13 protein-coding genes are annotated in these 14,649 nt (G+C 69.1%); 12 read left to right on the top strand and 1 reads right to left on the bottom strand.

The genetic code is table 11. The features are described 5' to 3' along the window. Positions 1 to 18: 18 nt before the first annotated feature. The 7 genes from AUL28_RS18450 (at position 19) to AUL28_RS18420 (ending at position 7,992) form a co-directional block, all read left to right on the top strand. On the top strand, positions 19 to 1,536 hold the full coding sequence (locus AUL28_RS18450) for a sugar ABC transporter ATP-binding protein (RefSeq protein WP_062235499.1): 1,518 nt from the start codon (positions 19 to 21) through the stop codon (positions 1,534 to 1,536). Further along, positions 1,536 to 2,486: an ABC transporter permease gene (locus AUL28_RS18445; protein WP_062220670.1), complete on the top strand. Its 951-nt coding sequence runs from the start codon at positions 1,536 to 1,538 to the stop codon at positions 2,484 to 2,486. Before AUL28_RS18450 ends, AUL28_RS18445 begins: the two co-directional genes overlap by 1 nt. Next, a complete protein-coding gene (locus tag AUL28_RS18440; protein ID WP_062235496.1) occupies positions 2,483 to 3,430 on the top strand; it encodes an ABC transporter permease in 948 nt (315 codons plus the stop codon). The genes AUL28_RS18445 and AUL28_RS18440 overlap by 4 nt, the downstream gene beginning before the upstream one ends. Further along, complete coding sequence (locus AUL28_RS18435) at positions 3,427 to 4,386, top strand: amidohydrolase family protein (RefSeq protein WP_062235492.1); 960 nt, start codon at positions 3,427 to 3,429, stop codon at positions 4,384 to 4,386. Before AUL28_RS18440 ends, AUL28_RS18435 begins: the two co-directional genes overlap by 4 nt. Next, positions 4,383 to 5,693 (top strand): alanine racemase, encoded by a 1,311-nt coding sequence (locus AUL28_RS18430; RefSeq protein ID WP_062235489.1) that lies wholly within the window; start codon positions 4,383 to 4,385, stop codon positions 5,691 to 5,693. Before AUL28_RS18435 ends, AUL28_RS18430 begins: the two co-directional genes overlap by 4 nt. A gap of 14 nt (positions 5,694 to 5,707) precedes the next feature. Continuing rightward, positions 5,708 to 6,904, top strand: a complete 1,197-nt coding sequence (locus AUL28_RS18425) for a hypothetical protein (protein ID WP_062235485.1) — start codon at positions 5,708 to 5,710, stop codon at positions 6,902 to 6,904. Positions 6,905 to 7,449: 545 nt separating this feature from the next. Then, a complete protein-coding gene (locus AUL28_RS18420) occupies positions 7,450 to 7,992 on the top strand; it encodes a sterol desaturase family protein (protein WP_058634124.1) in 543 nt (180 codons plus the stop codon). On the opposite strand, the gene AUL28_RS18415 is transcribed toward AUL28_RS18420, so the two are convergent. After that, positions 7,952 to 8,230: a hypothetical protein gene (locus AUL28_RS18415; protein ID WP_062235483.1), complete on the bottom strand. Its 279-nt coding sequence runs from the start codon at positions 8,228 to 8,230 to the stop codon at positions 7,952 to 7,954. The genes AUL28_RS18420 and AUL28_RS18415 overlap by 41 nt on opposite strands. Positions 8,231 to 8,523: 293 nt before the next feature. Here AUL28_RS18415 and AUL28_RS18410 point away from each other — a divergent pair, with 293 nt between their 5' ends. The 5 genes from AUL28_RS18410 to AUL28_RS18390 all read left to right on the top strand — a co-directional run bounded on the left by AUL28_RS18410 (position 8,524) and on the right by AUL28_RS18390 (position 14,623). Beyond that, the gene (locus AUL28_RS18410) at positions 8,524 to 11,004 is read left to right on the top strand and encodes an ATP-binding protein (RefSeq protein ID WP_062235480.1); all 2,481 of its coding nucleotides are present in this window, start codon (positions 8,524 to 8,526) and stop codon (positions 11,002 to 11,004) included. A gap of 140 nt (positions 11,005 to 11,144) precedes the next feature. Further along, entirely contained in the window at positions 11,145 to 11,534 is a 390-nt protein-coding gene (locus tag AUL28_RS18405; RefSeq protein ID WP_062235478.1) for a nuclear transport factor 2 family protein, read from the top strand. A gap of 190 nt (positions 11,535 to 11,724) precedes the next feature. Beyond that, positions 11,725 to 12,873 carry an ABC transporter ATP-binding protein gene (locus AUL28_RS18400; protein ID WP_062235475.1) on the top strand — a complete coding sequence of 383 codons (1,149 nt, stop codon included), beginning with the start codon at positions 11,725 to 11,727 and terminating at the stop codon, positions 12,871 to 12,873. Then, complete coding sequence (locus AUL28_RS18395) at positions 12,870 to 13,802, top strand: carbohydrate ABC transporter permease (RefSeq protein WP_062235472.1); 933 nt, start codon at positions 12,870 to 12,872, stop codon at positions 13,800 to 13,802. Before AUL28_RS18400 ends, AUL28_RS18395 begins: the two co-directional genes overlap by 4 nt. Then, complete coding sequence (locus AUL28_RS18390; protein WP_062235470.1) at positions 13,802 to 14,623, top strand: carbohydrate ABC transporter permease; 822 nt, start codon at positions 13,802 to 13,804, stop codon at positions 14,621 to 14,623. The genes AUL28_RS18395 and AUL28_RS18390 overlap by 1 nt, the downstream gene beginning before the upstream one ends. Positions 14,624 to 14,649 lie beyond the last annotated feature (26 nt).

The following is a 14,649-nucleotide window of genomic DNA, read 5'->3' as shown; positions in this document are numbered from 1 at the left end:
GAAGCGGGGAGGCGCGCGATGGACGGCACAGACAGATACGACGGCCCGGCGCTGCTCGCGGCGCGCGGCGTTCATCGCGGCTTCTTCGGCAATCCGGTTCTGAAGGGCGTCGATATCGCCCTTCGGCCCGGCCGCGTCCATGCGCTGCTCGGCGAGAACGGCGCGGGCAAATCGACGCTGATCAATCTCCTGTCCGGCGCGCTCGCGCCGGATCAGGGCGAGATCGTGCTGGGTGGGCGGCCCGTCTCCGGCTTCTCGCCGGGAGCCGCGCGCAAGGCCGGCATCGCCGTGGTTCAGCAGGAACTGAGCCTGACGGCGGAACTCTCCATCGCCGAGAATATCGGCCTCGGCGCCTATCCCCGGCGCTTCGGCCTCGTGGACTACCGCGCGCTGCGGCAAGGCGTGGAGCGCGTCTGCCGGATGGTGGGCATCGACGAGCCGCCCGAGACCCCGGTCGGCGCGCTGCCGCTCGGCCGCCGGCAGATGGTGGAGATCGCCAAGGCGCTGTTCCGCAGCCCCCGCGTTCTGATCCTCGACGAGCCGACCTCCTCGCTCTCCGCGCACGAGGCCGGCATCTTGGCCGATCTCGTCCTGCGCCTTGCGGGCGAAGGGCTGGCGCTTCTCTACATCTCGCACCGCCTCAACGAGGTCATGGCGCTCTGCTCCCATGTCACCATCCTGAAGGACGGCGTGGTGACGGCCGACCGCTCGCTCCGGGGCGTCGCGCCGGACGCGCTGGTAAAGCTCATGGTCGGGCGCGAGGCCGAGCATCTGTTTCCGGCCTGGGAGCCCTCGCCCGGCGAGGGGCTGATCCGGCTGGAAGGCTTTTCGGCGGGCGCGGCGCGCGAGGTCGATTTCGAGGGACGGCGCGGCGAGGTCGTCGGCATCGGCGGACTGGTCGGGCAGGGGCAGGAAGACTTCCTGCAAGGGCTCTATGGCGCGATCCCCGCCAGGGCGCGCGCCGTGTCGCTGGCGGGCGGCACCGCGCTGCCCGGCAGCGTGGAAGCCGCCAACCGGCTGGGCCTTGCCTATGTGCCGGCCGATCGCAAGCGCGAAAGCCTCGTGCTCACCCATTCCATCGCCACCAATCTGACGCTCCCCTCCATCCCGCGCCTCGCCCGCTCGGGCCTTCGCGACCGAACGGCCGAAAGCGGCCTCGTGGCGGAGCTGGCCCGCCGCCTCGGCATCAAGGGCGACACGGCGCGTCCCGTGCAGGCGCTGTCGGGCGGCAATCAGCAGAAGGTGGCGCTGGCCAAATGGCTGCCGCTCCAGCCCTCGATCCTTCTCCTGAACGACCCGACGCGCGGCGTCGATCTCGACACCAAGCGCGAAATCTACCGGATGCTGCGCGAGCTTGCGGCAGGCGGAACGCTGGTCGTGCTCCTCTCCTCCGACACGCCCGAACTCGTCCACCTTTGCGACCGCGTCTTCGTCTTCCGCGAAGGGCGCGTCGCCGGCACGCTTCAGCGCGGCGCGATTACCGAAGAGGCGATCGTCGGCGCGGCCTTGGGGCTAGCCGGAAAGGAAGCCGCCTGATGGCCAGTCCCTCGCTCTATCGCGCCGTGCAGCGCGGCCGCAATCGGGGCCTCGGCGGGCTCTACCTGCTCGTGGCCGCCCTTCTGCTCGTCTATATCTGGCTCTTTCCCGGCGTTCTCGGCCTGTCCGGCTTTTCCAAGTTCACGCAGAACTGGCTGCCGCTCGCGCTTGTCACCATGGCGCAGGCGCTGCTCATGCTGAATGGCGGCATCTCGCTCGCCATCGGGCCGCTGGTCAGCCTCGGAGCCGTCATCGCCGCGACCACCATGGGCGGCCCGCTCGGGGCCCTCGGCGCGATCCTCGCCGTGGCGCTCACCGGGCTCGGCGTCGGCGCTTTGTTCGGAGCCATCGTCGCCCTGTTCCGCCTGCCCGCGATCATCGTGACGCTGGCGGGCTCCTTCATCGTCGGCGGCGTCGCGCTTCTCGTCCTGCCGCGCCCCGGCGGCTTCATTCCCGCCTGGTTCTCCGACGCGCTGGCCGGCCACCAGCCGACCGCCTTCCTCATCCTTCTCGTCGTCGTCGCCGGCTGGAAGCTCTTTCTGGCGACGCCGCTCGGCCTCGGCCTTTACGCGGCGGGCGACAATCCGCTGGGGGCCTATCGCTCCGGCGTGCCGGTGGAGCGGGTGCGCATCGCCGCCTTCGCGCTGTCGGGCCTTCTCACCGCGCTCGCCGGACTTTTCGTGGCCGCGCAGACCGGCTCGGGCGATCCGGTGATCGGCACGCCGATGACGCTGAATTCGATTGCCGGCGCGGTGCTCGGCGGTGTCGGGTTCCTGGGCGGGCGCGGTACGATGCGCGGCGCGCTCGCCGGCAGCCTGCTTCTGACCGTGATGATCAACGTCATGTTCTTTCTCGGCTTTCCGCCCGTCGCGCAATATGTGGCGCAGGGGCTCATCATCGTCGGGGCCGTCGCGGTTCCCGAGTTTCTCGCCCGGAGGCGCGCCGCATGACCTCCTCCCGCCTGCCGCGCCTGATCGCTCAGCCCTGGCTTCTCACCTTCGCGCTCGTCGCCCTCGTCTGGTGTGGTGCGGGTCTGACGCTCCGGGGCTTTGGAAGCTGGGGGCATCTTCGCTATCTTCTCGAACTCAGCGCCGTGATCGGCATCGCCGCCGCCGGGCAGACGCTGGTGGTGATCGCGGGCGGCATCGACCTGTCGGTCGGCGCGATCATCACCGTCTCGGCCATTCTCCTGCCGATGCTCTCGCCCGCCGCCGACCCGACCGGCCTCGTCGGCCTCGTTGCGACGCTCGCGCTTGCGACCGGCATCGGCTGCCTCAACGGCGCGGGCGCGGCTTACCTGCGCGTGCCGCCCATCATCATGACGCTCGCCATGGCGACCTTTCTTCAAGGCCTCCTCATCATCGTGGCGGGCGGCAGCGCCGTCTCGGTCTCGAACCCGGCCGTGATCTGGCTCGGCTCGGCGCGGCCCCTCGGCCTGCCGGCGGGCGTCATCCTCTGGGTGATCGTCTCGGCCGCCATCCTTCTCGTGATCCATCGCATGCCCTTCGGCGCGCGGCTTCTGGCGATCGGGGCCAATCCGCTCGCCGCCAAGCTCACGGGCCTCGGCGTCGAGCGCGCCAGCCTTCGCCTTTATGCCGCGTCCGGCTTCTTCTCGGGCCTCGCCGGCATTCTGCTGCTCGGCATGAACCGGCAGGGCTATGCCGGCATCGGCGAGCCCTATCTCCTGACCTCCATCGCCGCCGTGGTGCTCGGCGGCACGTCGATCTTAGGGGGGCGCGGCACCTATGCCGGCACGATCCCCGGCGCGATCCTTCTGGTGACGACCACAGCGCTGATCACCGTCGTCAACGCCTCGCCCGGCTGGCGCTCCATCATGTTCGGCTCGCTGATCCTCGCCCTGCTCCTGATCTCGGGCCGCGAGGCCCGCCGATGAGCCGCTATGCCGGGCCTCTGATCGACCCGCATCATCATCTCTGGGACCTTTCGCTGAACCGCCATCCCTGGCTGGAGGCGCGTCCCGAAGCCGAGGAGATGGTCTACGGCTCGATCGAGGCTCTCAGGCGCGACTATCTTACAGCGGACTATCTCAGGGACTCCAACAGGCAGAACATCGTCGCGACCGTCCATGTCGAGGCTGGCTGGCGGGACGACGATCCGCTGGGCGAAACGCTCTGGCTGGAGGGGCAGGCCGACACGCGCGTCGCGCGCCGCCTCGTCGCCCGTGTGCCGCTGGCCCACCCGGACGCGGAGGCCCGTCTGGAGGCGGAAGCCGCGCGCCCGCGTGTGACGGGCATTCGGGACATCGTAAGCTGGGACGCCGACCCCGCCAAACGCTTCGCCCCGCGCCCCGGCCTGATGAGCGATCTCGGCTGGCGGCACGGCCTGAAGGCTGTGACCCGGCTCGGTCTCAGCTTCGACCTGATGCTCTACCCCCCGCAAATGGCGGAGGCGCAGCGCCTCGTCGCGGATTTCCCTGACACGCTCTTCGTCCTCAACCATTGCGGCAGCCCGGCCGATCGCAGCGCGGACGGGATGCGGCTTTGGGCCGAGGGCCTGCGCGAACTGGCCCGCGCCCCGAACGTGCGGCTGAAACTCTCCGACCCCGTCGCCTACGATCCACACTGGACGCTGGACAGCCTGCGCGCGGTGATCCGCCATGGGATCGACTGTTTCGGGGCCGAGCGCGCGATGTTCGCCAGCGACTTTCCGGTCACCGGCCTCCATGCCTCGTTCGACGCGATCTATGAGGCCTTTCGCACCATCGTGGCCGATCTGACGATGGACGAGCAGGCCGCTCTCTTCTTCGACACCGCGAACCGGACCTACCGGCTGGGCCTCGACCGCTCGGCCTTCTCCGACTCGGCTTTTTCCGACAGGATTCCAGCATGAGCGAGCTTCTGCCCTTCGACACGGACCTCATGGTCGACGATCGACTGCGCGGCTTCCCGCCCGGCCATGCGCCGCTGCCGCTGTCGCAGATCGGCGCGCAGGGCTGGCGCCCGCAGGACGGGGCGATGGCGCTGCCGCTGATTTCGCTGAGCCGCGCGGCCTTCGCCTCCAATACCGCGCTGATGATGCGCGCCGTCACCGAGGCCGGCGCTGCGATCGCGCCGCACGCCAAGACGCCCATGTCGCCGGACTTGGCTCGCCGCTTGGTGGAGGCCGGAGCCTGGGGCACGACGGTCGCCGATATCAGGCAGGCCTCCGTCATGCTGAAGGCGGGCCTGAAGCGCCTGATCCTTGCCAACGAGATCGGCGGCGCGGCCGCCGCCCGGCGTCTGGCCGCGCTGCTGGCCGGTCACCCGGACGCCGAAATTCATGTCTTCGTCGACTCGGCCGATCTCGCCCGGCATTACGCCGCTGCGTGGAGGGGGCGGGACGATCTGCCGGCGCTCGGCCTTCTCGTGGAACTCGGCCTCGGGCGCGCGGGCCTGCGCACGGCGGAGGCGGCCGAAGCGGTGCTGCGCGCCGCGCTGGGCGCCGAGAGCCCACGCCTGCGCGTCACCGGAACCGGCGCTTACGAGGGCGCGGCGGCAACCACTGATCCGGCCGAAACGCGCGCGCGCATCGAGGCGCTGATGGCGGTAACCTCGGCCTTTCATCGCAGCCTGCGCCAGGCGGTCGGCCCCGAGCGCTCCTTGATCCTGACGGCGGGCGGTTCGGTCTTCTTCGATCTCGTGATTGCGGGCCTTCGCGATGTGCTGGCCGACGATCCGGCGACGCAGCTCGTCCTGCGAAGCGGCGCGATCTTCTTCCACGATCACGGCATCTACGAGCGCGGCATGGCGGCTTTGGACGAGCGCTGTGGCCTCGTGGTCGGCGGCGAGCCGGTCTCGGCTTCCGAGGGGTTCAAGCCGGCCTTGCGCGTCTGGGCCGAGGTTCTTTCCGTTCCCGAGCCGGGCCTCGCCATCTGCGGCATGGGCCTGCGCGATGTCGCGATCGACCAGGGCCTGCCCATTCCGCTGCAAGCCTATCGGGACGGGAGCCCAAGCGAGGCTGTGCGGGGCGCGAGCGTTCTGCGCCTGAACGACCAGCACGCGTTCGTCAGCTTGAGCGCAGACAGCGACCTCCGCGCGGGAGACGTCATCGCCTTCGGCCTGTCGCATCCCTGCACTTGCCTCGATCGCCACGCTCTTCTCTATGAACTCGGCGAGGACGGAGGGGTGGCCGGCGCGTTGGCGCTCCGTTTCGGCTGAGAAGAGAGGCCATCATGCAGCGCTCGATCTGGACCTACCCCTGGGACATTCAGGATGTCGGACTGCCGGCCTTTCTGCGGGATGTGACGGAGCGCGCCGGGCTCGACATGGTGAGTCTCGCCACCTCCTATCACGCGGGGCGCTTTCTCCAGCCGCGCAGCCCGCGCCGGAAGGCCTACTTTCCCGAGGACGGGACGGTCTATTACCGGCCGGACCCGATGCTCTGGGAGGGCGCGCCGATCCGCCCGCTCGTGGCGCGCAATCTGGAGGAAGGCGGCGACATGCTGGCCGCCCTGTGCGAGGCGCGCGAGCAGGGCGGGCCCGCCGTCTCGGCCTGGACCGTCTGCCTCCACAACACGCGGCTCGGCCAGCTTCATCCCGGCGAGGTGACGCGCACGGCCTTCGGCGATCCGAACCTCTATGCCCTTTGCCCGTCGAGCCCGGCCGCCCGGCGCTATGTCACGACGCTGGTGCGCGACATCACGAGCGGTTATCAGCCCGACAGGCTGGAGTTGGAAAGCCCGAATTTCATGGGCTTCGCCCATGGCTATCACCATGAGAAAGATGGCGTCGGACTTCTGCCGGAAGAGGAGTTCCTGCTGTCGGTCTGCTTCTGCCGCCATTGCGAGGTGCGCGCCTCGCGAGCGGGCGTCGATAGTGTCGGCGCGCGCCGCGCCGCGCAGCGCTTCATCGCGGAAGCTTGCGAGCGCGCCGTGCCGCAGTCGCAGCTGCCGGACTTCGCCGAACGGGGCGTCGAGGCGTTCCAGCCCTGGCCGGCGCTCTACGAGTTCCTGCTCTGGCGCACCGAGCCCGTCACCAGCCTGCTCGCCGAGATCGCGGAGGCCGCCGACCCCGCCACCAAGATCGTGCTGATCGATCTGCCCGAAGCCTGGGCGGGCGGTGTCGATCTGCGCGAAGCCGCCCGGCTTCTCGACGGGCTGCTTCTCTGCGCCTATGACCGCACGCCGCAAGCGGTCGCCGATCTCGCCCGGTTCGGCCGCGAGATGGTCGGGCCGGACCGGTTTCTGGGCATCGGCTATCGCCTGTTCTATCCCGAAATGGCGAGCGCCGGGGATCTCACGGCCCGCGTCGAGGCGGCCTGCGAGGCGGGCGTGGACGGGCTCAACTTCTACAATTACGGCCTCGTCCCGGCGGCGCGGCTGGATTGGGTGCGCGAGGCGCTGGAGGGCGAGAGAACGCTCCGTCCCTGATGCCTGTCGCATGGGCGTGTCGCGGCAGACCAGCCGGGATGACGCCGGCCGAAACCTCGAACCTCATTCCCCCGCGCGCCTGACGATCCTCGCCCGTGCCGCGATGGGGCTGCTCGCGGTTCCGGGATCTTGTCCATCACCGACCGGACGAAGGCCTCGATATGCTCTAAACCGTGCGGCAGGTGGCGGCGAATGGCGGCGGCCGGGGCCGCATCGTTCGCCTTCACCATGGTGCCGATGGAGAGATCGCCCCGGGGAGCGGGGAGGGGACGCAGCCCTGTGAGGCCCTGTCGTTCAGGCCGAAAGGGCGACGCGCCGATGGTTCTCGCATCGTCCAGGCGCGACGACCGATCCGGCTCGCACGGGAGATGCGTCCGGAGCTTTCGCGGCATTAGCTTTCGCGGCATTTGCGCCCGAGGGCGTGCCCTCGCGCCCGGCCATGCGCGGATCGGGCGCGCGGCGGCCGCTTGGCGCATGGAAGGATGCCTGCCATATGTTCTCGGATCAGGGTACTGCCTGCCCATGGATCCCAGAGCCGAGCCGCCATGACTCTCGACCTGCTTCTCTATGCCGTGATCGTTCTCGCCACCGTGGCCGCGATGGAAGGCTTTGCCTGGGCGGCGCACAAGTTCGTCATGCATGGCGACAGCGGCTGGGGCTGGCACAAGTCCCATCACGAGGAAACCGAGGGGTTCTTCGAGAAGAACGATCTCTACGCGGTGGTCTTCAGCCTGTTCGCGGTCGGCCTCTTCTTCGTCGGCCATTTCCTGTCGCCGATCATTCTGGCGATCTCCTGGGGCATCACGCTGTACGGGCTTCTCTACTTCGTCGCCCATGACGGGCTCGTCCACCAGCGCTGGCCGTTCCGCTACATCCCGCACCGGGGCTATGCCAAGCGGCTCGTGCAGGCCCATCGGCTCCATCACGCCGTGGAGGGTCGCGACCATTGCGTGTCCTTCGGCTTTCTCTACGCGCCGCCGATCGACAAGCTGAAGGCCGAGCTGCGCCGCTCCGGCGTCTTGGACCGCGAGCGCATCGAGCGATCCGTCACGGCTCAGGGCTCGGCGCACGCGCCGGTTCGCGACTGAGCGCTCCGCACCTGACGAAACCGGCGCTTTGTTCGAGGCGGGCGGCTTCGGTGGAAAGCCGGGTGGCCGTCGCCGCCATCTCGTTGGCCGCGCCCGAGTTCGATTGGGTCACCTGATCGATCTGCTGGATCGCCTGATGGAGCTGGTCGATGCCGACAGACTGCTCGCGGCCCGCGGCCGAAATCTCGGACAGGAGATCGGCGGTGCGCGGGATATCGGGCACCAACGCATCCAGCATCCCTCCCGCTTCCTGCGAACACATAAAATACGCTCAGAGGTTGAGACGGAAAGCATTTTGCCGGCTCAAGACTTTTGATAAAAGCGCGTCTCGTGAGACTATCGAGCGTCTGCGTTCGTGTGCGTGTCAGGAGAAGGGTTCGGCATGGGGAATGAAAACCCGGTCGCCTGCTTGAGAGCCGGGAACGGAACCCTCCGAGTGAGACGATCGCGCCCTGGTCCCGCCGGGCAGGGTTGCCTGCTCCGCGTGGGTTCGTTCGGCGTCCCCCGCCAGCCCGCGACAGCGCGCTCGGCATGACGCCCGCCCGCGACGCCTTTGTCGGCCGCCTCGACGCTTTGAGCGAACTCGGTGCGCTCGCCCGCTCGCCGGCCCTCGTCACCGTCACCGGCCCCGGCGGGGTCGGCAAGACGCGGCTGGTGCTGGAATGGCTTGGGGGAAGGGGCGAGACGGACGCGCGCCGCACCGCGCTGGTGCGCCTCGACGGCTTGTCGGGCGAGGGGGCGGTGCTCGGCGCGGTGGCCGCCGCCGTGGACATGCCGCAGACCGGTGGCCGGCCTTATCGAGAGGCGATCGTCGGCTGGTTGCGCGACACCGAGCTGGTGCTGGTTCTCGACAATTGCGAGCATGTGGCCGAGGACGCCGCCGCGCTGATCGACGCGCTTCTGCGGGACACGAAAAACCTTTGCGTCATCGCCACCAGCCGAACGCCGCTGGGCTATGCCGGCGAGGTGCAACTGCGCCTGCCGATGCTGGACGAGGCCGCCGCACTCGATCTCTTTCTGTCGCGGGCGAGCCGCCGCGCGCCGGAGCTTGCCCTGCAGGGCGGGGCGTCGGACGCAGCAAAGGCGATCTGCCGGGCGATGGACGGGCTGCCGCTGGCGATCGAACTCGCGGCGGGCTGGGTGGGCGTCCTGCCGCTCGATGAGATTGCCGCGCAATTGACGGAGGGGCTGGACATTCTCCAGCGGCGCGGCCCCGTGCCGGCGCGTCAGGCCAATCTGACCGCCACGATGCAATGGAGCCACGCGCTTCTCTCACCGCGCGCCCGTCTCCTTCTGCGCCGGCTGGCGGCCTTCCCCGCCGGCTTTGCGCTTGGGGCCGTCGCCCCGGTTTGCACGGGGCGCGAGCTGGCGCGCGGCGACGTGCTGCCGGCCTTGCGCGAGTTGGTGGAGCACTCGCTGGTGCAGTTCGACATGGAGGCCGCGCGCTACCGGCTGCTTCACACGGTCCGGCTCTTCGCAATGGCTCTGGCCACGCAGGCCGGCGAGTTCGATGAGGTCAAGCGGGCTCATGCCGCGCATTTCTCGGCTTTGGCCTTGGAGGCGCGCGCCGCCGATTTCGTGCCCGAGGATCACTGGCTTCCCCGGCTCCAGGCGGAGGTCGACAATTTTCACGCCGCGCTCGGCACGCTGCTGGAGGCCGGCTGCGGCGTGGAGGCGCTCCAGACCGCCGCCGCGCTCACCCTGTTCTGGTGGACGGCGAGCCGGCATCGCGAGGGCATCGGCTGGTTGCGCGCCGCGCTGGGGCAGGCCGACGGCGCTCCAGCAGCGCTTCTGGCGGCGGCGCAGTTCGGCCTCGGCTTTCTCGAAGCGCACGACACGGGCGATTGGGCGGCCGCGGCGCGCGAACTCGATCTGGGGCTCGCCCATCTCGTGGGTCTCAACGACCCCGGTGCCGATCATCTGCGCGGCTATCTCCTGTGCCTGCGCGGCGAATGCGATATCATGGGCGGCGAGGCCGAGGCGGGGCTGGCGCGGGCGCGCGAGGGCGCGGCGCTGATCGCGCATTGTCCCGAGGATCGCTGGGGCCAGGGCTTCGCGGCGTGGAATGTCGGGTTCGGCTTCGAGCGCTCCGGCGATTGGGAGCGCGCCGCCGACCGCTACCGGACGGTGATCGCCACGCAGCGGGAGGGCAGCCTCGTGGTGCGCATGATCGGCCATCAGAGCCTCGCGCATGTTCTCGAGCATCGCGGGCAGGCGCTGGACGCCCTGCCGCTCTATGACGAGGCGCTGGCCCTGTGCCGGCGCGTCGGGCTGTCGCGCCTCGGCGACGTGCACGGCTCGCTGGCGCGTCTTCTCGCCGACTGCGCGCGCATTCGCGTCGCGGCCGGGACCGGGCGGGACGAGGCCTTGGCGTTGGCCTTGGAGGCCGAAGCCGTGGCCGAGCGGTTGCGGGACGGCGCGGCGCGCGAGGCCGCCGCCGGTCTTCTGAGGCAGCTCGAAACGCCTCTCCACCCTGTCGGCCTGTTCCGGCGGCAGGACGGCGTGTGGGTCGTCGGGCTGGATGGGACGCAGGCGCTGCTGCCCGGCAGCAAGGGCCTGCGCCAGCTCAAGCACCTCCTCCAGTCGCCCGAAGCCGAGATCGCCGCCGGTGATCTGGCGGCCCTGGCCGATGGCGAGCCGCGTGAGACCGGGCGCGGCGAGCCAGTGCTCGACCGCGAGGCGATCGCGGCCTATCGCAAGCGTCTCGCCGCCCTCGAACGCTTGCTCGCGGCCGACGGGGACGCGCTAAGTGACGAGCAGCGCGAACGGGTGCGCCGCGAGCACGAGAGCGTCTCGCGAGAACTTGCCACAAGCGTGGGGCTCGGCGGGCGCACGCGCCGCCTCGGCTCGCCGGACGAGCGGATGCGCGTCAACGTCACGAGGACGCTGCGCGCCGCCATCGCGGAGATCGAGACCCTGTGCCCGGCGCTGGGTCGCCATCTCGCCGCCTCGGTCTGCACGGGAAGCTACTGCCGCTACCGGCCGGCGAGCCCGATCGACTGGCGGTTCTGAACGGGGTCGTGCGGACGCGCGCCCTGTTAGGTCGCATCGTGTTCGTTGTCACCGAACGCCCGCGCGCCGTCCCGCGAACGCCTTTCCGGATGAGGTCCGCGAAAACGGGGACCATCGTCAGCCAAGGAAAGGACCATCCGATGAGCCCTCTCGACACGATCCAGCGCCTTTACGCCGGCTTCGCCTCCGCCGACCTGCCGGCCGTGCTGGCCGGCATGGCGCCCGATATCGAATGGACGGAGGCGGAGGGCTATCCCTATGCCGGCACGTTTCATGGGCCGCAGGCCATCGTGGACGGCGTCTTCATCCGTCTCGCAACGGAATGGGAAGGCTATCAGGCCGTGCCCGATCGCTATGTTAGCGAAGGCGACGAGGTGATCGCGCTCGGCCATTACAGCGGCACCTACAAAGCGACCGGCAAGAGCTTCCGTGCGCCCTTCGTTCATGCCTGGACGGTGCGGGGCGGACAGATCGTCCGCTTCGTTCAATATGTCGACACGGTGCTGGTGCAGCGCGCCTTGCAGCCCTGAGGCGGAGGTCTGGAGTCTGTCGAAGCCTGCGCGGGATCGGGCGGAACACATCGGCCTGTCTGAGCCTGTCAGCGCAAGCCCCCACAACCCAAGCCTGCAAGGGCGCGGAATCTTTCGCGCGCTTCGCCCCGGCATTGTCGTGAACGTGTCATGGGCGGGGATGCATACGCGCTCCTGAATGGAGCCACGCATGACATCTCAATCTCTTGCGCTTTCGGGCATCGGCAAACGGTTCGGCGGCGACGACGTCCTGAAGGGGATCGATCTCACCGTGCAGCCCGGCGAGTTCCTGTCGCTGGTGGGCATGTCGGGCTGCGGAAAATCGACCCTTCTGCGCATCATCGCCGGGCTGGAATCGCCCACCCAGGGCAGCGTGTCCATCGGCGGGCGGGATGTCACCGATGTCGATCCGTCCGACCGGAACCTCGCGATGGTGTTCCAGTCCTACGCGCTTTATCCGCATATGAGCGTTCGCCAGAACATCGAAACGCCGCTGCGGATGCGCCGCCTGCCCTTCTGGGCGCGGATGCCCTTGGCCGGGCGGATGGTGCCGGGCCGAGCCGAGACGCTGCGCGAGATCGGGGCGGAGGCCGTGCGCGCCGCCGAGCTTCTGGAAATCGGCCATCTTCTGGATCGCAAGCCCGCGCAATTGTCGGGCGGCCAGCGCCAGCGCGTGGCGCTCGCCCGCGCCCTGGTGCGCTCGCCAGCCGCCTTCCTGATGGACGAGCCCCTGTCCAATCTCGACGCCAAGCTGCGCGCCCATATGCGCGAGGAACTGACCGCCCTGCATCGCCGGCTCGGCGCGACCTTCGTCTATGTCACGCACGATCAGATCGAGGCGATGACCATGTCGAACCGGATCGCGCTCATGTCGGGCGGCCGGATCGAGCAGCTCGGCACCCCGGACGAACTCTACGGGCGCCCCGCGACGCTCACCGTCGCGCGCTTCATCGGCACGCCGTCGATCAACCTTCTGCCGGTGCAGATTTCCGCCTCCGGCGAGATTTCGGCGGGAGCCGAACGGTTCGACCTGCGCGCGCCGGCGGGCACGAGCGGGACGGGAACGCTCGGTTTCCGGGCCGAGGACATCGAGCCCGCATCGAGCGGCGTCGCGGCGCGGGTGCTGCGATCCGAAACCCATGGGGCCGACCGTTTCGTGACCTGCCAGCTTCTGGGGGACGAGGCGGTGCGCCTCGTCATGCGGCAGAAGGCCGGCGAGGCCATCGGGGCCGATGCCGACGGGATCGTCCATCTGCGTTTTGCCGAGCGGCGCGCGCATCTCTTCGGCAGCGACGGCCTGCGCTGTGACATCTCCTGCCGGGAGCGCATGGCGGCATGAGCACGGTCGCTCTCAGCCCTACCCCCGCGCGCCCCGCCGGAGCGAGCGCGCCCCGCGCAAGCCGGGATCGCCGGATGGCGCGGCGCGGCCTCCTCTTCGCCGCCCCCGCCGGCCTCCTGCTTCTCGCGATCTACCTGATCCCGATGGTGGTTCTGGCCGGCTTCTCGGTGACGGACTACCAGCTCGGGGCGCTCTCGACGCATTTCGTCGGGCTCGCCAACTTCACCAAGGCCCTGCATGACGCGGTGTTTCTGCGCGCCGTCACCAACACGCTGGTCTATGCGCTGATCGTGATCCCGTTCGGCGTGTTTCTGGCGCTCGGCATCGCGCTTCTGGTGCATGGGCGCAAGCGCAGCCGCGCCTTCTGGGAGGCGGCCTATTTCCTGCCCGTCACCGCGACCCTGGTCGCCATGGCGACGGTCTGGCAGTTTCTGCTGCATCCTTCGCTCGGGCCGGTCAACGCCGCCATCAAGGCGCTGGGCTTCGAGCCGGTGGCGTTTCTATCCAACCCCGCGCTGCTGATCCCGACCATGGCGCTGATCGGCATCTGGCAGATCCTCGGCTTCAACATGGTGCTGTTTCTGGCCGGGCTCACCGCCATCCCGCAGGACCTTTACGAGGCCGCGCGGCTCGACGGGGCGAAGAGCCCGGTGGATCGCTTCTTCATCGTGACATGGCCGATGCTGGGGCCGACCACCCTGTTCGTGGTGGTCACGACCTCCATCTCCGCCTTCAAGGTGTTCGAGACCGTGGCGGTGCTGACCAAGGGCCGGTCGGGCTCGGAAACGCTGCTCTATGCGCTCTATCTCGAAGGGTTCGAATATTCGAACACGGGCTATGCCGCCGCGCTGACGCTGGTCTTCCTCCTCTTCGTCCTGATCCTCTCGGTCGGCCAGACCCTCTTTCTGGACCGGAAGGTACATTACTGATGCTTCGCCTTCGCTCCACCGCGCCGCATGCGGTTCTCGCGCTCGGCGCCTTCGTCATGCTGCTTCCCTTCTACTGGATGGCGCTGACCTCGATCCGCTCGCCCGCCGAGATCTTCGACGTCTCGCTCTGGCCGATCCCCGAGCATTTCGACGCCGCCGACAATTACGCCCGCGCGATCGGGCAGGTGCCGATGGCCCGCTTCATGCTGAACGGCGTGATCGTGTGTTTCGGCATTCTCGCGGTGCAGGTGCTGACCGCGGTACCCATGGCCTATGCGCTGGCGAAGCTCCGCTTTCCCGGCCGCAAGCTCCTGCTGACGCTGATCATCGCGGCGCTCTGCGTGCCCATGCAGGCGCTGGCCCTGCCGCTCTTCGTCGGGCTCGCCAAGGCCCAGCTTCTGAACACCTATTTCGCGATGATGGCGCCCTTCTTCCTGTCGGTCTTCGCCGTCTTCCTGTTTCACCAGTCTTTCCGCTCCTATCCCGACGAGATCATCGAGGCGGCGCGCATGGACGGGTTTTCCGAATGGGAGATCTGCTGGGGGCTGGTGCTGCGCGGCTCGCTGCCCTCGCTTGCCGCCTTCGCCGTTTTCTCGCTCGTGGCGCACTGGAACGATCTCTACTGGCCGATGATCGTCGTGTCGGACACCAACCTCGCGCCGCCCCCGCTCGGAATGCTGTTCTTCTCCGACGTGGAGTCGGGCGCGAACTATGGCGCGCTCATGGCGGGCGCGGCCATCATCACCGCGCCGATGGTTCTCTGCTTCCTTCTCGCCCGCAGGCACTTCATCGCGGGCATCACCATGACCGGCGTCAAGTAACGCCGCCGGTCCAACACCGTATCATC

Source organism: Aureimonas sp. N4 (assembly GCF_001463925.1).
Taxonomy (GTDB): Bacteria; Pseudomonadota; Alphaproteobacteria; order Rhizobiales; family Rhizobiaceae; genus Aureimonas; species Aureimonas ureilytica_A.
This window is presented reverse-complemented; position numbering and strand designations above follow the sequence as displayed.

Coding starts and splice junctions, on each gene's coding strand:
- AUL28_RS18450 (WP_062235499.1), top strand. CDS start 19: ATGGACGGCACAGACAGATACGACGGCCCGGCGCTGCTCGCGGCGCGC.
- AUL28_RS18445 (WP_062220670.1), top strand. CDS start 1,536: ATGGCCAGTCCCTCGCTCTATCGCGCCGTGCAGCGCGGCCGCAATCGG.
- AUL28_RS18440 (WP_062235496.1), top strand. CDS start 2,483: ATGACCTCCTCCCGCCTGCCGCGCCTGATCGCTCAGCCCTGGCTTCTC.
- AUL28_RS18435 (WP_062235492.1), top strand. CDS start 3,427: ATGAGCCGCTATGCCGGGCCTCTGATCGACCCGCATCATCATCTCTGG.
- AUL28_RS18430 (WP_062235489.1), top strand. CDS start 4,383: ATGAGCGAGCTTCTGCCCTTCGACACGGACCTCATGGTCGACGATCGA.
- AUL28_RS18425 (WP_062235485.1), top strand. CDS start 5,708: ATGCAGCGCTCGATCTGGACCTACCCCTGGGACATTCAGGATGTCGGA.
- AUL28_RS18420 (WP_058634124.1), top strand. CDS start 7,450: ATGACTCTCGACCTGCTTCTCTATGCCGTGATCGTTCTCGCCACCGTG.
- AUL28_RS18415 (WP_062235483.1), bottom strand. CDS start 8,230: ATGCTGGATGCGTTGGTGCCCGATATCCCGCGCACCGCCGATCTCCTG.
- AUL28_RS18410 (WP_062235480.1), top strand. CDS start 8,524: ATGACGCCCGCCCGCGACGCCTTTGTCGGCCGCCTCGACGCTTTGAGC.
- AUL28_RS18405 (WP_062235478.1), top strand. CDS start 11,145: ATGAGCCCTCTCGACACGATCCAGCGCCTTTACGCCGGCTTCGCCTCC.
- AUL28_RS18400 (WP_062235475.1), top strand. CDS start 11,725: ATGACATCTCAATCTCTTGCGCTTTCGGGCATCGGCAAACGGTTCGGC.
- AUL28_RS18395 (WP_062235472.1), top strand. CDS start 12,870: ATGAGCACGGTCGCTCTCAGCCCTACCCCCGCGCGCCCCGCCGGAGCG.
- AUL28_RS18390 (WP_062235470.1), top strand. CDS start 13,802: ATGCTTCGCCTTCGCTCCACCGCGCCGCATGCGGTTCTCGCGCTCGGC.